Source organism: Lacticaseibacillus yichunensis (assembly GCF_003946405.1).
Classification (GTDB): Bacteria; Bacillota; Bacilli; order Lactobacillales; family Lactobacillaceae; genus Lacticaseibacillus; species Lacticaseibacillus yichunensis.
In genome coordinates, this window is record NZ_RHOG01000011.1 from 1 (window position 1) to 19,315 (window position 19,315).

Sequence of the window (19,315 nt, forward strand, 5' to 3'; positions counted from 1 at the left end):
AAGCCCTCTAAGCCCTCTAAGCCCTTAAGATAACAAAAAGCCCCCTCAAAAGAGGAGACCCATAAAAGCTTAAAACATAAAACCAACACCATTTGACAAATTTCCTAAAAAAAACGCCTCCCCAGTGCACGAGGAGGCGCCTCCGCTGTGTTGTCCACCGCTATGGAACACCGACGATACCGGTTCGGGTCGGTGCCGCGCGGATCAGGCGCGAGCCCGTCTTCCTTGAATCACGGCGATGCCGGGTCGCTGCCGCCCGCCTCCTGTGGTAAGCCCAAGACAGAGGCCCACAGGAGGCAAACAACAACCGAAAGACGATGCAAAAGCATGTCGGTGCGACCTGATCAAGGCGATGCACCGAGGTTCCAGGATGATTATAACCGTCCCTGTTGGCGGTGTCGAGTTTTAAGAACTGAAACACCACTTCTGAAATTGACCTTATCAAACCTGCGCCAAAATAATTCGAGCCAAAGGTAGAAAGTTATTTATTGTGAGCATATGTGTATTTATATCAGCAAATATTTTTCTTTATACGTTCTTTTAAAGCAAGCCCCTCTGGTATACTGGTTCCACATAGTATAGCGGTGATCCCCAGGAGGAGATGATGCCAATGCAGTGAATCATTCTGCAAGCGCTGAAAGCTTTGAGAAAGGAGGATCTTTGTCCCTGTGGCCCATTCGGTCATAGAGGCTCTCGCATTCGCGCTGACCCTGGTTTCCCTGCTTCGGCAGCTGCTAGGAGAAGGCCTGGGGTTGCTGATCATTTCGGCCGCCTGCATTTTGGCTTGGCGCGATCTTGTGAGAGCTTGGCGAGCCAAGTAGCTCGACGGTCACAAAAAGCCGCTCACAATTCCAAGAGTTAGCGGCTTTTTGTCGTATTAACACAATGGGATCACCATACTGTGAGAGAGTTTACTCTCGAAGGCGCGGTTGCAGCCGCGCTCTTTTTGTCTGGTCATCATCTCTACAACTAGAGTAACACGGGCACCCGCAATTGTCACCAGGAGTGTCGGCACAGCACACACCGCCACCGACCGACACGCTCTTCAATCCCCCAACACCAATGACGCCAGTGCCTTGGCAATGCCATCCTCGTCATTAGAGGCGGTGACCACATCGGCATGTGCTTTCGCCACATCTGTCCCGTTGCCCATCGCGACCGCGGTGCCCACTGCATCAAACATCGCGAGGTCGTTTTCTTCATCGCCAAACGCCATCATTTCCCCGGGCAAAACACCGAGCTGTTCACCCAGCGCAAGAAGCGCCTTCCCCTTATCGATGCCAAGCGCCATCACCTCCAAAAATTGGCGGCCGGCGCGGATGACGGAAAAGCGCGGCGAAAATGCCACCCGCACCGCATTTTCCGCCGCATCGAGCTGGGCTTCCGTACCCACAAAGACGCCCTTGGCAATGGCAAAATTGGCTGGCATTTCACTAGGCTCCCGAACCAGCACACCGGCACGATTTTCATAGGCTTGGACGACGATCATTGGGTCGATGTCGCGGTCGGCGGTGATGATGGTGCTTTGCGGATTCACCACATTGAACGGCAGTCGATGCGCCGCGGCGAACTCGGTCATCGCCACATAGCCGGCGTGGTCGATGAGGTGGCTGATGACGAGGCGCCCGCTGACCGTTTCGGTGACGGTGCCATTGTAGGTCACCACATACTGGTCGTCGCCGGTCACGCCCAGCTCGGCCAAAAACGGCGCGACGCCTGCCAGCGGGCGCCCGGTACACAAGACGATCTTGAGCCCGCGCGCCAGGCACTTGCGCACCGCGGCGATGGTGCTGGGCAGAATGACCTTGGCCGAGGACAGGAGCGTATCGCCGATGTCAAACGCAATGAGCTTGATGGTCATGGGAATCTCCTTAACGTGTTTGGACGTGTTTCTTCTATTATACAAGAAAAGGCTTGTCGAAAAATTGCGCTGAAAGTCACACAACGAAAGCGCGCTTTGACGAAATGTCGCGATTTTGTGTGTCAAGCTGACCTTCAATTCTTCGAAAACGCGATTATCGAAGAATTGAAGGTCAAAATCGCCGGTCAATTGTCGCAAAATCGCATTTTCGCAAAATTGCCCGTGAAATCTGTCAACCATTTCTCCGATTTCGGACATTTCTGCGAGACCTCGATGCATTTTTAACGAGAACAACCCAGCGAGATGTAGAAGTACAACCCGCATTCTATTTCCAGCAGAGTGAACTACTCGGCCATAAATGACCGAGCTTCTGGGAACACCGCTGACTTACACATCCAGCACTAAGCTTTTTGTGCAGAGGTTACGGCTATTGACCAAGGCGCGTCCCGCGCCACAAACCCTATCAGGTTTTAAACTGTTTGTTGCTCAGCCGCCAAGATATTCTTAGCGGCGTTAATATCACGATCATGGCGCGTGCCACACTGTGGGCACGTCCATTCGCGCACGTCTAGCTCGTGTTTTCCGTCGTCGTAACCGCAATTTGAACAGCGTTGCGAGGTTTTGTATGGCGATACCACCACAACCTGTTTACCATACCAGGCCGCCTTGTACTCAAGCATCAGGCGTAATTCCCGCCAGGACTGGTTCACGATGGCACGAGCCAGCTTATGATTATGCAGGAGGCCCTTGGTTTTCAGGTCTTCTAGCTTGATCAGGTCATACTGGCGTATAAGAATCGTGCTGAGCTTCTGGAGATAGTCACGACGTTGGTTGGCTTCCTTCGCGCTGTATTTGGCCACCATGCGCTTAGCCTTCAGATAGTTTTTGAAGTCACTGAGTTGCCGCGGGGCTTCCAGCTTAAGGTGGCGGTCCCAAGCGATTTCCTTTTCGGCTTGTGCACGCCGGCGAGCCAGGCGTTTTTCCCAGTAGTGTTTTTTCTTGGCGTTAGCCTTGTCGAAACGTTTGGTGGGATACTTCATGCCGTCACTGGTGATGACCAGGTCTGCGATTCCCATGTCTAGTCCAACCGCTGCCTCGCTCTTCGGCCACGATTCCAGTTCAACTTCCGCAACCACTAGAACGTAATAATTGTCCACGCGGTCGCGCACCACCGTGGCAGTTTTGATTTCACCAACTGGGCGCTGCCCCGTACGGAACAGGATCGGGCCCAGCTTTGGCATGCGCAAATGGGTTGCATCGGTAAGCACAATATTGCCGTTGACCGCATTGGCTCGGTACGTTGGCTTAGCGAAGCGCCGTGCTTTGAACTTGGGGTATCCGGCCTGTTTTTTGAACAGTTTCTGAAACGCTAAGTGCAGGTTGTGACTGACCGCAATCAGACTAGTCGCATCGGCTTCTTTGAGCCAGGGATACTGCTGTTTGAGTGGCTTGATCAAGTAGTTCATCTGAAACTCATTGAGATACTTACCGCCATTATCGTGGCGCTGAATTTGCATGTTGAGTAGTTCATTCCACACGAAGCGGCATATACCGAAGTTGCGTTCGATCTGTTGGCGCTGCGTTGCGTTTGGATAGATGCGCAGCTTAAAGCTCTTCATGGTCAATTATCTGCACCGCCTTACTCCGTTGATCATCAATGTATTTAGCAACAGCCTCCTGGTTCGTTGTTCCGATACTCTCGACGTAGTAGCTGGGTGACCACAGGTGACGCCCTTGGTGTTTCCAATAGCTTCGTTGAAGTTCGGGACACTCAACGAACATTTGACGAGCCGAAATACCCTTTAACCACCGAACGATGTTAGTCACCGACAATTTCGGCGGTGCACTCACCAACAAATGAACGTGGTCATCCTTACCAATCTCCATATGGTCGATACTGAACCCATATTGTGCGGCGACCTCATAGAGGATTCGCTTAAGCACAGCTTCGACGTTTCCTTTCAGAACGCGGTTTCGGTATTTAGTGCCCCAAATGAGGTGGTAATTGAGATTATAGACAGATGTTCTACCATACGTGACACGTTTAGTATCCTTCATACTAGTAATTATAGCATGGCATCTTGTACCATGTGAAGAGTGCCTGGGACACAGAAAAAGGGCAATTCATCACGTCCTTGAAAGAACGTGTTTCCTTGCCCTAATTCAAAAAAATGCCCGCCATGTTGGAAGGCACATAGCGGGCAGTCACAATCAAAATCGTTAGCCGAGCTTCTTAAACACTGGAATCCGCTCGATTGGGGCCGCGGCTGTCACAGTCTGGCCGCCCTCAAAGGTCTCGTGGGTATCGACATTCTCCCACTTGCCAGCTGGCAGATAGACGTCGCGCTCGCGCTGGCCGAGCGTCAAGATCGGGGCCACGAGATAATCGGCGCCGAACATATACTGGTCGGCCAGCTCCCAGGTTTTTCCATCGTCAGGGAATTCGTAGAACATGGTCCGCAACAGCGGCGACCCGTTCTCGGAGGCTTCCTGATACAGTTTTTCCAGGTAAGGCTTGAGGGCCCAGCGGGTGTCGAGCTGGTTGCGCAGAACCTTGTAGACGTCCTCACCGTAACTCCAGAGCTCGTTGTTGTGGCCGGTGTAGAGGCTGCCGCCGCCATGATCGGAGTCGGAAAGCGGCTTGATGTCATGCGGACCGCGATCGCCGTGCATGCGCAGGACCGGAGAATAAACGGCGAACTCGAACCAGCGCTGAAGCAGTTCCTTGAAGTCGGGATCCTGCCAGTCATCGGTCATGAAGCCGCCGACGTCTGTGGTCCACCACGGAATGCCGGCGAGGCCCATGTTCAGGCCGGCCGCGAGCTGATCGCGCAGGGCCGCAAAGGTGCTTGGGACATCCCCACTCCACACGAGGGTCGCCAGTTTTTGACTGCCGGCCCAAGCAGAGCGGACCAGCGCCAACTGTTTTTTATCCGGATCGACCGTGCGTATGCCATCGACGAACGCCTTGACGTAGAGCTGCGGGTAGATGTTGGTGACTTCGAGTGCCGGGCCGAGGTAGTAACGGTAATTGTCATAATCGTAGATCGCATAATCGGGCTCGGCATTATCCAGCCAAAACATGTCGATGCCGTAATCGTAATAATTCTGCTTGCACTTCTCCCAGATGAATTGGCGCGCCTCGGGGTTGGTGACGTCGATCTCCAGGCAATCGCCTTGGAAATCATAGGTCTGAATGCTGCCGCGCTCGGTGCGAATCAGATAGCCCTTGTCGAACATCTCTTGGAAATTCTCGGACTTGCGGTCAACAGACGGCCAGACGGAAACAACGACTTTGGTGCCCATCGCGTGGAGCTCGTCGCACATTGCCTTGGGATCCGGCCAGTAGTCTTTGTCAAAATGCCAATCGCCTTGGCGCGTCCAGTGGAAGAAATCGATCACGATCACGTCCAGCGGAATGCCGAGCTGCTTGTAATGACGGGCGACGTCGAGCACCTCGTCTTGGGTGCGGTAGCGCAGCTTGCACTGCCACAGCCCAAGGAGACTGCTGTCCATTTCCGGCGCGCGGCCGGTCACGGCGGTGTAGTTTGCAACGATCTGCTTCGGCGTGTCACCGACTGTGAACCAGTAATCCATTTCCTTGGTCGCGTCGCTGTGCCACTCAGTCTTGTTTTTGGCAAAATTTGCGGTGCCGATGCCTGGGTTGTTCCACAGCATGCCATAGCCGAGGCTGGAAACGGCGAACGGAATCGAGACCTGCGAATTGCGCTGGGCGAGCTCAAGCGTGCAGCCTTTCAGATCGAGATAGGGCTGTTGATACTGGCCCATCCCGTAGAACTTCTCACCGTCATTGGCGTTGAAGCGCACGGTCAGTCCGTAGTCCCCGCCGATGATCGGCTTCCAGTCGCGGTTAACGACCTTCATGCAGTAACTCTCGTCAGTCACGCTACCATCATAATTGCGATAATATTCGCGCAACACTTCCTGGTCGTCCTTGAAAAATGTCAGCACGCCGCTTGGGGTGATGGTGATCTTCAGCCGACCATTTTGAATCGCGGCCGTCTTTTTCACCTCATCGATCGTGACCAGCGCGGTCTGCGGTGCCAGCGATTCGCTGAGCGCCCAATTATTCCCGGTAAACGCCGGGTATTCCGTCGCCCGCACGCGTAAGGCATCTTTGCCCCACGCCTCGATGCGCAGGGTCTCGTTGCCATTTTTAGCGATCAGCGCATTTTTATCTTCTTGATAACGCATTTTTGTCCTCCTTAGACTTGTCGGAAAATTAACACGTTCTTGACGTTTGTTTCGTGGAATCAAACGTCTATACTGTTTATTATAGTAAATGCGGCGGTGAAGGCTTGAAACGCTTTGCCCGTTTTCTAACACGATATTGCTCAAGGAGGCCTCTCAATGGTTGATTCGACGCTACGTGAAACTGAACCGCACGGCACCGTTTTATTTCCACTGCGCGTGCATGAATTCGCCAGCGACCCCGCAATTGTTGACCGGGTGCCGGCTCATTGGCATCCGGAAATCGAACTGCTTGTGATCACCGCTGGCCAAGCCGTTTTCCATCTCGACGGCATCAGCCGCCCCGTTGCCAAGGCCGACATCATTTTCGTTGCACCTGATCATCTGCATGCATTCACTGCCCCGGTTGGCACGCCCTTCGCCTTTTATGCGGTGGTATTCGACCCGAGCCTTCTTGCCAGCAGCGTCGCCGATACGATTCAGACCCAGTACCTTGATCCGGTGCTACAAGGCGAACGGCGCATTCCGAGCGTGATCACGCCGCATCAGTTCTGGTATGAGACTCTTCTGATGACGCTAACGGTGATTCGCGAAGCCGATGCATCCGCAGCGCCTGGCTACGAGCTCATGATCAAGGCGGAACTCTTCTTGGCCTGGCAGTTGCTGTTTGCCCACTCAAGCGGCTCCCCACGCGAGACGGCGCAAGACCCTTCACAGATCAGCTTGGTGAAGAACGTTTTGACCTATATTCGCACGCATTATGATCAGCCGCTATCCGCCGGCCTGCTCGCCCGCCAGTTTCACGTCAGCGAAAGCCATCTATGTCGCCTGTACAAAAAAAATACAAAGACGACCCTGACCACCAGCATCACTGCCGAGCGCCTGTCCCACGCGGCTGACCTGCTGAGGCACACAACGATGCCAATCAGCGAGGTCGCCTTGGCCTGCGGATTCGCGAACATCTCCTATTTCAATAAACGGTTCCGCGAACGGATGCAGCAAACACCCGGAGCCTATCGCGCGGCGCAGAGGCACCACTGAAGCATGTTGCCAATGCATTTTGACCGAGGCACTTTGAGCCAGCTAGGCTGACGGACTCACGCCACGCGCTGCTCGGCGCATCAAAAAACCGGGGCCGCTGCATGTATCTCTGCCGCAACGGCGCCGGTTTTGGCTTGTCTAGATGCTTGAGTCGGCGCTTCAATACCCTGTTCATCGCTTACTACAGCTGAACCCGAATCACGTTCCATGACAGCGGCTGCAAGGTCGCGGTGAGCTGTTCGCTCGAAATTTGCGCCGACGCGTTCTTCGCCAGCGCCATTTGGCCGTCTTCATTGGTCTGATCGACCGCGTAACCGGCAAACTGGGTCGCAAGCAGCACCTTGTCGAACGTGCCCGCCGCGTTGGTCACAGTCAAGGCCAGGGGCTGATCTTGCGAGCGGTTGACCGCAAAGATCGTGGCCACGTGCGCCGCCTCGTCGAGCACCGCGATGCTGTCGAGATAAGGCACTGTTTCGAATTGATTCGTCGCATAGGTCGCACTGCTCTGAATCGGAGTCAAGGCAACGCCGCGACCATACTGCGACGCCTGCATGAACGGGAAGAAGATCGATTGGGCCCACGCCCCGCCATTTTCGTCGGTAAAGATCGGCGCGATCACGTTGACCAGCTGCGCAAGGCAGGCGATCTTGACGCGATCGGCGTGCTTCATCAGGCTGATCAACAGGGTGCCGACCAGGAGCGCGTCTTGGAAGTCGTACTTGTCTTCCAGCAGATGCGGCGCGATTTGCCAAGGCTGGTTGTGCGTGTCGGCGTCGTTGCTGTGATACCAGACATTCCATTCATCCAAGGACAGATCGATCTGCTTCTTACTGTGCTTGGTCGCTTGAACCGCATCGCAGATCGCGATCACGCCGTCGATGAAGAGGTCAAAATCCTGCGCCTGGGCGAGGAAGTTAGCGGTGTTGCCGTCCTTGTTGTTGTAATAGCGATGCAGCGACAGATAATCGACATTATCATAGGCTTCGGCGAGCACCGTCGACTCCCAGCTGCCATAGGTCGGCATTTCGAGCGAGGCACTTCCGCACGCGATGGTCTCAATCGACGGATCGACCCATTTCATCACTTTGGCGGTCTCGTTGGCGAGCCGGCCGTATTCCGTCGCGGTCTTGTGCCCAATCTGCCACGGCCCGTCCATTTCGTTGCCGAGGCACCATGTCTTGATGTTGAAGGGTTGCGCCGCCCCATTTTGCTTGCGCCAGTCGGACAAGGCAGTGCCACCCGGGAAGTTGCAGTATTCGACAAGACGTCGCGCTTCATCCGCGCCACGGGTGCCAAGATTGACTGCCATCATCACCTGACTATTGACCTTCTTGCTCCAATTGACGAACTCATGCAAGCCGAACTCGTTGGTCTCAACCGTTTGCCACGCAAGGTCCAAGCGCTTCGGCCGCTGGGCTTTCGGACCCACGCTGTCTTCCCAGTTGAAGCCTGAGACAAAATTGCCGCCAGGATAGCGGATGATCGGCACCCCGAGCCGGTTGACTAGATCGATCACATCCTGGCGAAACCCTTCGGCATCTGCGCTGGGGTGTCCGGGCTGATAGATCCCGGTATAAACGGCGCGGCCGAGATGCTCGATAAACGAGCCGTAAATGCGCGGGTCGATCTGATCCACCCGGGCGTTTTGATCGATCACTAATGATCCTTCCATGATTGCTTCCTCCGTCAAATTCCGTTACTGCGGCTGCGCGAACAATGCCACACCATGCGCCGGCACTTCGATTGTCGCCGCAGTCAGCTTCGTGTGGGTCCAGAGCTCCGTCGCCTGATCTGGTACCTTCGCATTCAAGCTGGTATCGCTGAGATTGAAACACGCGGTGTAGCCCGCATTCGCACTGACGGCATGCCAGATCACCCAGTCGCTGCTCGCGGATTCTTCCCACGCCCCCGTGATCGCAGCGCGCATCGCTAGCAGATCCTGGTTAGTGTAAAGCATTTCTTCGGTGCCGGACTTGGTCAGGTCGCCGCCGAGGAAAAGAGGCGCGCGCAGCAGGCTCCACAGCGTCAGCATCGTCTTCGCTTCATTATCCGTGAAACGCGAGTGCGGAATATTCGTGCTATCATCGAGCGCCCGCTGACGAACCGCGCCGAGCGGCAACATGTCCGGATCGGGCCAGGTGCCCGCCTGAACGAACGGCGCCCACTTGGCAGCGACAGGGAAAACGTCGCGCAGTAATTGCCAGGTATCCCAGAAGTCATCCGTCAACCGCCACATGTTCGCATGCCGCTGCATGAACGCCCCATCTTCGATCTCCGTCGGGCCTGGCGACAGACTGAGCACGATCGGCCGGCCGCTGCGATCGATTGCTCGGCGCAGGGCCGCGATTTCAGGGCGCATGGTGCCATATAAACGAGAATTGGCGATGTCGTCGACTTTGAGAAAATCGACACCCCATGCCGCATACATCGCGATCATCGAATCATAGTAGGCCTGTGCCCCAGGCTGGTCCATATTTAGCCCATACATATCACTATTCCATGGACAGATATTATTGTCCGCGATATCCCGCGCACGGGCGCCGCCTGCCACCACCAGATCGCGGTGAACCGCCTGCCGTGGAATACCGCGCAAAATATGAATCCCAAACTTTAAGCCGAGACCATGGACATAGGCCGCCAGTGCGGTGAACCCTTGGCCATTTTGCGCAGAGGGAAACCGGTTTGGGGCCGGCTGTAAACGGCCTTGATCATCCATCGTCAGATCGGCGAAGGGATGATAAACCGCCGAATCAGCAGTGGCCTCATACCACTGGATATCAACAACGATGTAGTCATACCCGAACGTCTTCAGGTGACTGGCCACATAGTCTGCATTGGCTTTGACCTCCGCTTCAGTCACCGACGCGCCGAAACAGTCCCAGCTGTTCCACCCCATCGGTGCTTGCGGTGCCCAAGTACGAAATGGTGCTTCTTCAGAAATTGTCATTCGCGTTTCCTTTCTCGATGTCAGACGGGACCGCGTCTTCACACTCTTTTTCGTCTCACAGCCCGCCTGATCACGCCCAAACACTTCAGATTGATTTCACCTCATTTTGATAGCGATTACATAAAACGTGTCAAACCGACCTCGAACGGGCTTAGGCACGACAGGCGAGGATTGTACGCACATATACGAGACGTCCTATTTTTGACAGGACAAATAGTAATATACAAAAAGCCCTTTTTCAAGGGCTCCTTGTTACTTCTTTGGCTGATAGGCGGCGACTGACTCGCCGGCCGAGAGTTCCGGCGCATAGGTCTTGGCGAACTGGGCATAGTTGCGCGTCGGCTCAGCAATCATCTTGATCATTAAGGCAGCAACGTCACGGCCCATTTGTGCCTGCGGATGAATCGCAGAGACCAGCTGTACGCCAAGGCTGTGCGATAACAGTGAATTATCGAAACCGACGATCGACAGGTCCTGTGGCACCTTCAGATCATATTTCGTCGCTAAGTTGTAGGCGGTCATCGCGATCTGATCGTTATACGCGATAATGCCGGTTGGGCGCGCGTCCTTGGTCGCAAGGATGCGCGATAGCCGCTCAAACATCTGGGTCTGCACATTTTCCGTCTGATACGTGATCAGCTGGATGTCGATGGCTGTCTGGGTCTCTTGAATCGCGCGATTGAACCCGTTCATCCGATCGATGCCCTGTTGATCATCGGTCTTGAAGATACCAAGTAGCTGCTGGTGGCCGAGGTCTAGGAGCTTCTTGGTCGCCAGTTTACCAGCGCCGAAGTCATCCATCACGAAATACGGCACCTTCGGCAGACTGGTCTTCGCGTTGATCGTGATCACTGGAATCTTGCGGTCAAGAAACTGTTGATAAAGATCCTGGTTCTTCAGACCCAGCGCGCTTTTGGTCGGCTCGATGATCAGCCCTTGAATATTGCTGTTTAGGTACTGTACCAGACTCTGTCGCTCGCGCTCCGGATCATTTTGGGTGCTGCCAAGTAGTAGCGAGGTACCTTGCGCCGTCAAGGTCTCTTCGATGCCGGAAATGATCGCCGGAAAAATGTAATCGGAAATATGTGTCGTCAGGACCGCGACGTTTTGCCCAGTATCGCGTTGCTGGCAGTTTTTTTGCCAATCGGCGACATAGCTACCGCCGCCTTGAATGCGATAAACATAGCCGCGGCCCTCAAGATCGGCCAGCGCCTTGCGCACGGTGTGGCGGCTGACTTGAAACTGACTCATCAGCGCCAGCTCTGTCGGCAGCTTGGCATCGACCGAGTAAGCGCCATCCTGCATCTCCTTGAGCAGGGCGTTGATGACGACCTCGTATTTTTTCTCCATAACTGCCTCCAAACTGACTGATGAATCGATTCTAGCCGTTCGCTTAGCGTATTTCAACAATGGCACGGCTAAGGCTCGCCTGCCACGCCGAGATGTTATCCGTATAATTTTAGATTTTCTGATTGTATCCCTATTCCACCGGCCTTTATGCGGACTCAATGAGGGCTTTCTGCGCGCTATCGCGGCTATGGAGGCGCGTCATTTTCATTGACTTGTACGTATAAATAGGCTAGGCTACCTCCTGTAAGCATTCCCATTTCAGTGAAAAAGGAGGCGGTCCCCGCAATGTTAGAGGATCTGAAAAAAGAAGTCTACGAGGCCAACATGCAGCTGCCAAAGCTGGACTTGGTCACGTTCACTTGGGGCAATGTCAGCGGCATCGACCGTGAGAAAGGCCTGTTCGTGATCAAACCTTCTGGGGTCCCGTATGAGAAATTGACCCCGGACGACATGGTCGTGGTCGACCTCAAAGGCGAGGTCGTCGAAGGCAAGTTGAATCCGTCCAGCGATACGCCGACGCATACCGTGTTGTACAACGCCTTTCCGGATATCGGCGGCATCGTGCACACCCACTCTCCTTGGGCTGTCGCCTTCGCGTCGGCCAATCTCGACGTGCCGGCGCTGAACACCACCGCGGCGGATACCTTCTATGGCGACGTGCCGGTCTCCGAGCCGTTGACCAAAGAACAGATCGAACGCGCCTATGAAGAAGAGACCGGCAACGTGATCGTTAAGACCTTCAAGGACCGCGGCCTCGATCACGAGGCGGTGCCAGCGGTCTTGGTCAGCCAGCACGGCCCATTCACCTGGGGCAAGACGCCGGCGCATGCGGTCTACAACGCGAAGGTGCTGGAAGTCGTCGCGGAGATTGATTATCACGCGATGACCCTGACCCACGCGGACTGCCACGTTCCGCAATACTTATTGGATAAACACTATGACCGCAAGCACGGCAAAGATGCGTACTACGGCCAAGGCAAGGCGCGGCGGGTGAAGTTCGCCGCCGATGCCAAGAATCGATTTTAACAATAGGAAGAAAAAGGAGTCATCATCATGTTGAAAGTCCCTGCATACAAATTCTGGTTCATCGTCGGCAGCCAAGCGCTGTACGGCGAAGATGATCTGAAGGCGGTCGAAAAAGACGCGCGGACCATCGTCGACAGTCTCAATGACAGCAAAAAGTTGCCGTATCCGGTCGAATTCAAGGAAGTCGCGATCGATGCGCAGACGATCACTTCCGCAATGAAGGAAGCCAACTTCCGCGATGAAATCGCCGGTGTGATCACCTGGATGCACACATTCTCGCCAGCGAAGAACTGGATTCGCGGCACCAAGCTGCTGCAAAAACCGCTGCTACATCTGGCGACGCAGTTCCGCAATGATATCCCATGGGACACCATCGACATGGACTACATGAACCTCAACCAAAGCGCGCATGGCGACCGCGAGTATGGCTTCATCAACGCCCGTCTGCGCAAACATAATAAGGTCGTCTACGGCTACTGGCAAGACAGTGAGGTTCAGCAGGAGATCGCGGATTGGATGAACGCCGTGGTCGGCTACAACGAGAGCTTCAAGATCAAGGTCGCCCGCTTCGGCGATAACATGCGCAATGTCGCCGTGACCGAAGGCGATAAGATCGAAGCGGAGATTCAGCTCGGCTGGACCGTCGACTACTTTGGCATCGGCGACCTCGTCGAAGAGATGAGTCATGTCACCGAGGCCGACATCGATCAAGAATACGCCGATCTGGAGGCAAAATACGACCTGGTCGTCGGCGACAACGACCTCGCCTTTTACAAAGACCATGTCCGTTATCAGCTGAAAGAAAAGATTGCGATGGAGCGCTTCTTTGAGCGCGGCGGGTATTCCGCCTTCACGACCAACTTCGAAGATCTTTGGGGCATTAAGCAGTTGCCAGGCCTTGCCGTTCAGCTGCTCAATCGTGAAGGCTACGGGTTTGCCGGTGAAGGCGACTGGAAGACCGCAGCGCTGGATCGCCTGCTCAAGATCGTCAGTCATAATCAGCAGACCGGCTTCATGGAAGATTACACGCTCGACCTGCGCAAAGGCCATGAAGTGATCCTCGGCTCCCACATGCTGGAGGTCGATCCGACCCTGGCTTCGACCAAGCCGCGCGTTGAAGTTCATCCGCTGGGCATCGGCAACCGTGAAGATCCGGCGCGCCTTGTCTTCGATGGGTCTGCCGGCGACGCGATCGACGTGACGATCTCCGATTTCGGCGATCAGTACAAGATGATCACATATGCCGTTGACGCGAAAAATCCGGACGTTCCGGCGCCGCATCTGCCCGTTGCCCGTCAGCTCTGGACCCCGAAGATGGGCCTGAAGAACGGCGCGACCCAATGGATTCAAGACGGCGGCGGCCACCATACCGTGTTCAGCCTCAGCGTCACCGAAACGCAGCTGCACGATCTGGCGCAGATGTTCGATCTGACGTATATCAATATTCAGTAGAAGTGGGTCGGCAAAAAGCTGGGGGCAAGACGTGCTGTTTTGTCCCCAGTTGCTCTCAAGAACAACCTTGTTTCTACAGTGTCGTGGACTTAAAGTCTGGATCTGACTTTTGGCCCACTGATCAATTGGAGGAAATACGATGAATTTGATCGATACGGCCAAGGCAATCGAGGCCGGGCAGACGAGCCTTGGCATCGAACTGGGATCGACGCGGATCAAAGCGGTTTTGATCACGGATGATTTCAATACGATCGCGTCGGGCAGCTTCACTTGGGAGAACCAGCTCAAGGACAACATCTGGACGTACCCGCTCGACTTGGTCTGGACCGGCATTCAGGCCAGCTACAAGCAGCTGGCCGCCGAGGTGGCCGGCAAGTACCACGTCGCCCTGACGAAGCTTGGCGCGATCGGTGTTTCGGCGATGATGCACGGCTATCTCGCCTTTGATGACGCAGATACTTTGCTCACCCCGTTTCGCACCTGGCGCAACAATATCACGGGCCCCGCGGTCGACGAGTTGACCGCGTTGTTCGGCTTCAACATCCCCCAGCGCTGGAGCATCGGCCATCTTTACCAAGCAATCCTGAACGGGGAGGCGCATGTCAGCCGGATTCATTTTCTCACTACCTTGGCCGGCTATGTGCACTGGCAGCTCTCGGGCGAAAAAGTGCTCGGGATCGGCGATGCATCTGGGATGTTCCCGATCAATGAGAAAACACACAGCTATGACGCCAAGATGGTCAGCCAGTTCAATGCACTGCCGAAAGTCAAAGCGATGCCGTGGCTGCTGGAAGACCTGCTGCCCAAGCCGCTGAGCGCCGGCACCACAGCCGGCCAGCTGACTGAAGCCGGCGCCAAACTGCTGGATCCCAGCGGCACCTTGCAGGCCTGCAGCGTGATGGCGCCGCCGGAGGGCGATGCCGGTACCGGGATGGTCGCGACCAACAGCGTGCGTAAACGCACCGGTAATATCTCGGTCGGCACCTCGGCCTTTGCCATGCTCGTGCTCGAGCAGCCGCTGCGCGCGGTCCATCGCGACATCGATATCGTGACCACGCCGGATGGGGCACCGGTCGCAATGGTCCACATCAACAACTGCTCCAGCGACATCAACGCCTGGGTCGACTTGTTCAGCGAATTCGCCCAGCGCGCAGGCGCGCAACTGACGCCAGATCAATTGTATGAGCTATTGTTTTTGGAGACGACCCACGCCGACCCCGACGCCGGCGGGCTGACAAACTACAGCTATCTCTCCGGCGAGAACATCACCAAGATGCCCGAGGGCCGGCCGCTGTTTGTGCGCACGCCGGACAGTCGTTTCACGTTGGGCAACTTCTTCCTCACCCAGCTGTATGCGGCCTTTGCCCCGCTGAAGATCGGGATGGACATCCTGATCCAAGAGGAAGGCCTGTCCGCCGACGTGATGATCGCGCAAGGCGGGCTCTTCCGCACGCAGGTGATTGGCCAGCAGGTGCTGGCAAACGCCTTGAACCTGCCGATCACCATCATGAAGAATGCCGGTGAAGGCGGCCCTTGGGGGATGGCGGTGCTCGCCCGCTATGCTGCGCAGACTGATACGAGCAGTCTCGCCGACTTCCTCGACCGCGATGTCTTCACCCAGCCCGACAGCATGACCCTCAGCCCAGAAGATTCCGGGGTCGCGGGTTATGAAGCCTTCATCAAACGATATCAAGCTGGCCTGCCGATCGAGGCGGCCGCAATCGCACAGATTCAGACCGCCACCAGCGGCAAATAATCTGACTAGTTGCGCCTCAACGCCCACCCAGCGCGGTGCGCCTTTTTTCCGACTCACCTCCTCTCACCAACGCGAAAAACGCCAAAAAACGCACCCGCAAAGCCCCGCCTCGTCTCAAATAGACGGCGCAAGGTCCCTGCATGGTGCGTTTTTATCTCCGCTTAAAGAGTGTGCTGCAAGATTGCCACCCCATAAGGTGCCAACGTCACTTCTGCTGGCAGGGGGGTGCCGCTCAACAGATCGACGCCATCCGGATCCGGGTTGGTGACCGTGTGCGCGGCCCCGGTCACATTCAGGATAAACGTGTACCGCTCGGTGGCACTGACCCGGTGCGTGATCTCGACACCATCAAACCGCGTGGCCGCAGCCGGCAGCCCAGCCGCGTCAAGCAGCTGGCCCATCAAATGCGCCAAACCCACCTCGTCCAGCTGCGTCCCCACATAAAAGGCCGCGCCCTGGCCGAACCGATTCGCCGTCAGGACCGGCGCCCCGTTGTAAAACAGTGACGGGTCCTGGTAACTTGCGAGCACCTTGGCCCCATCCGGATGAATAATGTCGCACAGGAACTGCCCCTGCACAGCAGGGCCATCCGCCAGTTGGACGCCGACTGTGGTGTCCGGCGGCAGGGCGTCACAGGCTTCATTCCAGATTCCAAGCACCCCAGTCAACGAGCCGGGATACCCGCCAAGCCAAACATTATCGTGGTCGTCGACGATGCCGGACATGTAGGTGGTCAGGAACGTGCCGCCATTTTTCACAAAGGCCGCGAGCTTGTCGCTGACCGCCTGCCCCGCGATGTACATCACCGGCGCGATCAAAATGTCGAGCTGTGACCAGTCACTCTCCTGGCCGACCATCGCGACATCAAGCCCCGCATCATAGACCATCTGGTAATAAGTATGCACCTGCTGGACGTAATCCATTTGCCGGCTCGGACCAGTGGCGTATTCCACACCCCAAAAACTCGGCCAATCAAAAAGCACCCCGATCTTGGCGACATTCTTGCTACGGCGAAGATCCGTCGGCAAGGCCGCGAGCTCCGCGCCGAGCTGCTGGACCTCCTTGTAGACACGCGATTCGTGCGCCCCGCCGGCATCGACATGGGAGATCACGGCGCCATGGAATTTTTCGATGGCATTGCGCGACTGCTTCATCTGGAAAAATTCGATGGTGGTGGCCCCATGTGCCAGCGCCTGATAGGACAAGAGCCGCATCTCGCCCGGCTTTTTCAAGGCGCAATAAGGTTGCCAGTTCTGCTGGCTCGGCGTTTGCTCCATCAACATGAACGGCGCCTGCTTCACCCCGTACATCAGGTCGTGCTTCATCGCGGTCTCGGAGCTTGGCGTGTCAAAACTCGGATAGTTGTCCCAAGACACGACATCCATTTCCTTCGCCCACTGGAAATAGTCGAGGTCGCGCTGGGTGCTCATCAGGTTGGTGGTGATCGGCGTTGTTGAATCAACGGCCCGAATCACTGCTTTTTCCATCTTGAAGTTCGCCAGCATCGCGTCGGATTGAAAGCGCCGGTAATCCAGCGCCGCCCCGGCCAAAACAGGCTTGTCGCTGCCGGCATCGATCATGTCCGTCAAATGCATCGGTGGGTCGATCTCCGTCCAGTCATGGAACGTGTGGCTCCAGAAATTGCTGTTCCACGCCTTGTTGACCGCATCCAGGTCGGCATAATGGGCCTGAAGCCAGCTGCGAAAGGCCGCCGCGCAATTATCGCAGTAGCACTGCCCGCCATATTCATTTGAAATGTGCCAGCAGACCAGCCCCGGTGCGTCGTGATAACGGGCCGCCAGCCGGGTCACCAGCGCTGTGGCCAGCTGCTGAAAATGCGGGGAGCTCGGGCACGCATTGTGGCGCATGCCAAATCCCGCGTGGCGCCCATTGACGTCGGTACGTGCGACGTCTGGATATTTTTTCACCATCCAGGCCGGCAGCGCCCCGGTCGAGGTGGCCAACACGATCGTCATATCATAGCGTGCGGCCAGCGCCATGATCTTGTCCAGCAGGGAAAAATCATAGGTCGCTTCATCCGGCTGAAGCAGCGCCCACGAAAAGACATTCAGCGTCAGCGAATTGATATGCGCCGCCTGCAACTGTTTCAGGTCTTGTTCCCATGTGTCTTCCGGCCATTGCTCCGGATTATAATCGCCGCCGAACAATAGCGGCCTATCGCGCACTGTCATTTTGTGGCCTCCGTGATCTGCGCCCCATTTTGGGCAATGATCTGTTGATACCAGTAAAAGCTCTTCTTGGGGATCCGTTTAAGCTGCTTTGGCCCGTCGTCATCGCGATCAACGTAAACAAAGCCGTACCGCTTACGGTAGCCATTGAGCCAAGACAACAGATCCGTGAAACTCCAGGCGCAATACCCGATCAGCTCAACCCCATCGGTAATGGCTTCCTTCATCGTCCGCAGATGGGCGGCCAGGTAGTCGATGCGATATTGGTCGTCCACTTCACCATCTGCCAATTCGTCGACGGCGCCCAGCCCATTTTCGGTCACGAACAGCGGCAGCCGGTATTTTTCATAGACTTGGCGTAGGCCGACGCGGAACCCAACTGGATCGATCTCCCAGCCCCAGTCCGTCTTTTTCAGATACGGATTGGCCACCGCGTTGAACATCGGTACTTCAGGCGATTGCGCCTGATCTGCCTTGGGCTGCATCAGATACGGGTCCGTGGCGGAAAAATCCTTCTTCGCCGCCTCGGCCACCGGCTTTTCCAAGCGATTTTGCTGGACGGTGCCACCGTGATAATAATTGATGCCCAGAAAATCGGGATGTGCCTGCTTGAGCAGCGCCCGATCCGCGTCGGTCACATCCGGCATGAGGCCCATGCGCGTCAGTGTTTTTGCCATAAAGTACGGGTATTCCCCGCGGCAGTAGACATCCAGCCACCAATTATTGTTGAAATCATCGGCGTTAACGGCCGCCAACACGTCGGTCGGGGCGCCGGTCAGCGGATAGACCGGCCCGTAGCCAAAACTCGGCCCGATCAGCCCATTTGGCACGAGCTCATGGAACAGCTTGATGGCCGTCGCGTTGGCCAAGTTGACGATGTGGTTCGCCGCGAACATCCGGCGGACATCTTGAACCTTCGGCGGATGGTTGCCCCACCGGTAGCCGAGGCCGGTGAAAACATTTTGCTCGTTGAAGGTGACCCAGTATTTCACGTCGTCTTTGAATGCATGGAACAAGGTGCGGCAATACTTGGCAAAAGCTGGAATCACCTCACGCGACTCCCAGCCGCCATATTTATCCTGCAGGGCTTGGGGCAGGTCCCAGTGATACAGCGTCAGGACCGGCTCGATGCCGTTTTGCTTGAGTTCGCGGATCAGCCGCCGGTAAAAATCGAGCCCGGCCTCATTCACCGCCCCGTCACCATCGGGAATCACGCGCGCCCATGCAACGGAAAAGCGGTACGCCTTGAGCCCCATTTTCGCCATCAATGCGACGTCTTCTTTCATATGGTGATAATGGTCGATCGCGACATCGCCGGTCGTGCCGTTGAAGGTGTTGCCCGGCTGATGGGCGTACACATCCCAGATCGACGGGCCTTTGCCATCTTCGTCATACGCGCCTTCGATCTGGTAGGCGGCACTGGCGGCGCCCCACAGAAAGTCAGGCGGAAAATCATCGAGTTTGTCGTAATACATGAGCTG

The 19,315-nt window shown here is 56.0% G+C and carries 13 protein-coding genes; 4 read left to right on the forward strand and 9 right to left on the reverse strand.

What is annotated here, in order from left to right; genetic code table 11:
- Positions 1-1,045: 1,045 nt before the first annotated feature.
- The 4 genes from EKM95_RS04935 to EKM95_RS04950 form a co-directional block, all read right to left on the reverse strand.
- Positions 1,046-1,861 carry a Cof-type HAD-IIB family hydrolase gene (locus tag EKM95_RS04935; protein ID WP_125696737.1) on the reverse strand — a complete coding sequence of 272 codons (816 nt, stop codon included), beginning with the start codon at positions 1,859-1,861 and terminating at the stop codon, positions 1,046-1,048.
- 470 nt (positions 1,862-2,331) lie between these two features.
- A complete protein-coding gene (locus tag EKM95_RS04940) occupies positions 2,332-3,486 on the reverse strand; it encodes an RNA-guided endonuclease TnpB family protein (RefSeq protein ID WP_125696738.1) in 1,155 nt (384 codons plus the stop codon).
- A complete protein-coding gene (gene tnpA / locus EKM95_RS04945; protein WP_125696739.1) occupies positions 3,467-3,919 on the reverse strand; it encodes an IS200/IS605 family transposase in 453 nt (150 codons plus the stop codon). Before tnpA ends, EKM95_RS04940 begins: the two co-directional genes overlap by 20 nt.
- A 162-nt stretch (positions 3,920-4,081) precedes the next feature.
- Positions 4,082-6,076 carry a glycoside hydrolase family 31 protein gene (locus tag EKM95_RS04950; RefSeq protein WP_125696740.1) on the reverse strand — a complete coding sequence of 665 codons (1,995 nt, stop codon included), beginning with the start codon at positions 6,074-6,076 and terminating at the stop codon, positions 4,082-4,084.
- Positions 6,077-6,232: 156 nt separating this feature from the next.
- Here EKM95_RS04950 and EKM95_RS04955 point away from each other — a divergent pair, with 156 nt between their 5' ends.
- The gene (locus EKM95_RS04955; protein ID WP_125696741.1) at positions 6,233-7,114 is read left to right on the forward strand and encodes a helix-turn-helix transcriptional regulator; all 882 of its coding nucleotides are present in this window, start codon (positions 6,233-6,235) and stop codon (positions 7,112-7,114) included.
- 181 nt (positions 7,115-7,295) lie between these two features.
- On the opposite strand, the gene arfA is transcribed toward EKM95_RS04955, so the two are convergent.
- The 3 genes from arfA to EKM95_RS04970 form a co-directional block, all read right to left on the reverse strand.
- On the reverse strand, positions 7,296-8,786 hold the full coding sequence (arfA, locus tag EKM95_RS04960) for an arabinosylfuranosidase ArfA (RefSeq protein ID WP_125696742.1): 1,491 nt from the start codon (positions 8,784-8,786) through the stop codon (positions 7,296-7,298).
- Positions 8,787-8,810: 24 nt separating this feature from the next.
- Positions 8,811-10,061 carry a glycoside hydrolase family 27 protein gene (locus EKM95_RS04965; protein WP_225423182.1) on the reverse strand — a complete coding sequence of 417 codons (1,251 nt, stop codon included), beginning with the start codon at positions 10,059-10,061 and terminating at the stop codon, positions 8,811-8,813.
- Positions 10,062-10,313: 252 nt separating this feature from the next.
- Positions 10,314-11,411, reverse strand: a complete 1,098-nt coding sequence (locus EKM95_RS04970; RefSeq protein ID WP_125696743.1) for a GntR family transcriptional regulator — start codon at positions 11,409-11,411, stop codon at positions 10,314-10,316.
- A gap of 285 nt (positions 11,412-11,696) precedes the next feature.
- On the opposite strand from EKM95_RS04970, the gene EKM95_RS04975 reads away from it, so the two are divergent.
- The 3 genes from EKM95_RS04975 (at position 11,697) to EKM95_RS04985 (ending at position 15,645) form a co-directional block, all read left to right on the forward strand.
- A complete protein-coding gene (locus EKM95_RS04975) occupies positions 11,697-12,437 on the forward strand; it encodes an L-ribulose-5-phosphate 4-epimerase (protein WP_125696744.1) in 741 nt (246 codons plus the stop codon).
- 27 nt (positions 12,438-12,464) lie between these two features.
- A complete protein-coding gene (gene araA / locus EKM95_RS04980; RefSeq protein WP_125696745.1) occupies positions 12,465-13,889 on the forward strand; it encodes an L-arabinose isomerase in 1,425 nt (474 codons plus the stop codon).
- Positions 13,890-14,028: 139 nt separating this feature from the next.
- Entirely contained in the window at positions 14,029-15,645 is a 1,617-nt protein-coding gene (locus tag EKM95_RS04985) for a xylulokinase (RefSeq protein ID WP_125696746.1), read from the forward strand.
- Positions 15,646-15,806: 161 nt separating this feature from the next.
- Here the strand turns inward: EKM95_RS04985 and EKM95_RS04990 are convergent, their stop codons facing one another.
- Both EKM95_RS04990 and EKM95_RS04995 read right to left on the reverse strand, forming a co-directional pair.
- Positions 15,807-17,837 carry a beta-galactosidase gene (locus tag EKM95_RS04990; RefSeq protein WP_125696747.1) on the reverse strand — a complete coding sequence of 677 codons (2,031 nt, stop codon included), beginning with the start codon at positions 17,835-17,837 and terminating at the stop codon, positions 15,807-15,809.
- A complete protein-coding gene (locus tag EKM95_RS04995) occupies positions 17,834-19,309 on the reverse strand; it encodes a glycoside hydrolase family 1 protein (RefSeq protein ID WP_125696748.1) in 1,476 nt (491 codons plus the stop codon). The genes EKM95_RS04990 and EKM95_RS04995 overlap by 4 nt, the downstream gene beginning before the upstream one ends.
- Positions 19,310-19,315: the final 6 nt, after the last annotated feature.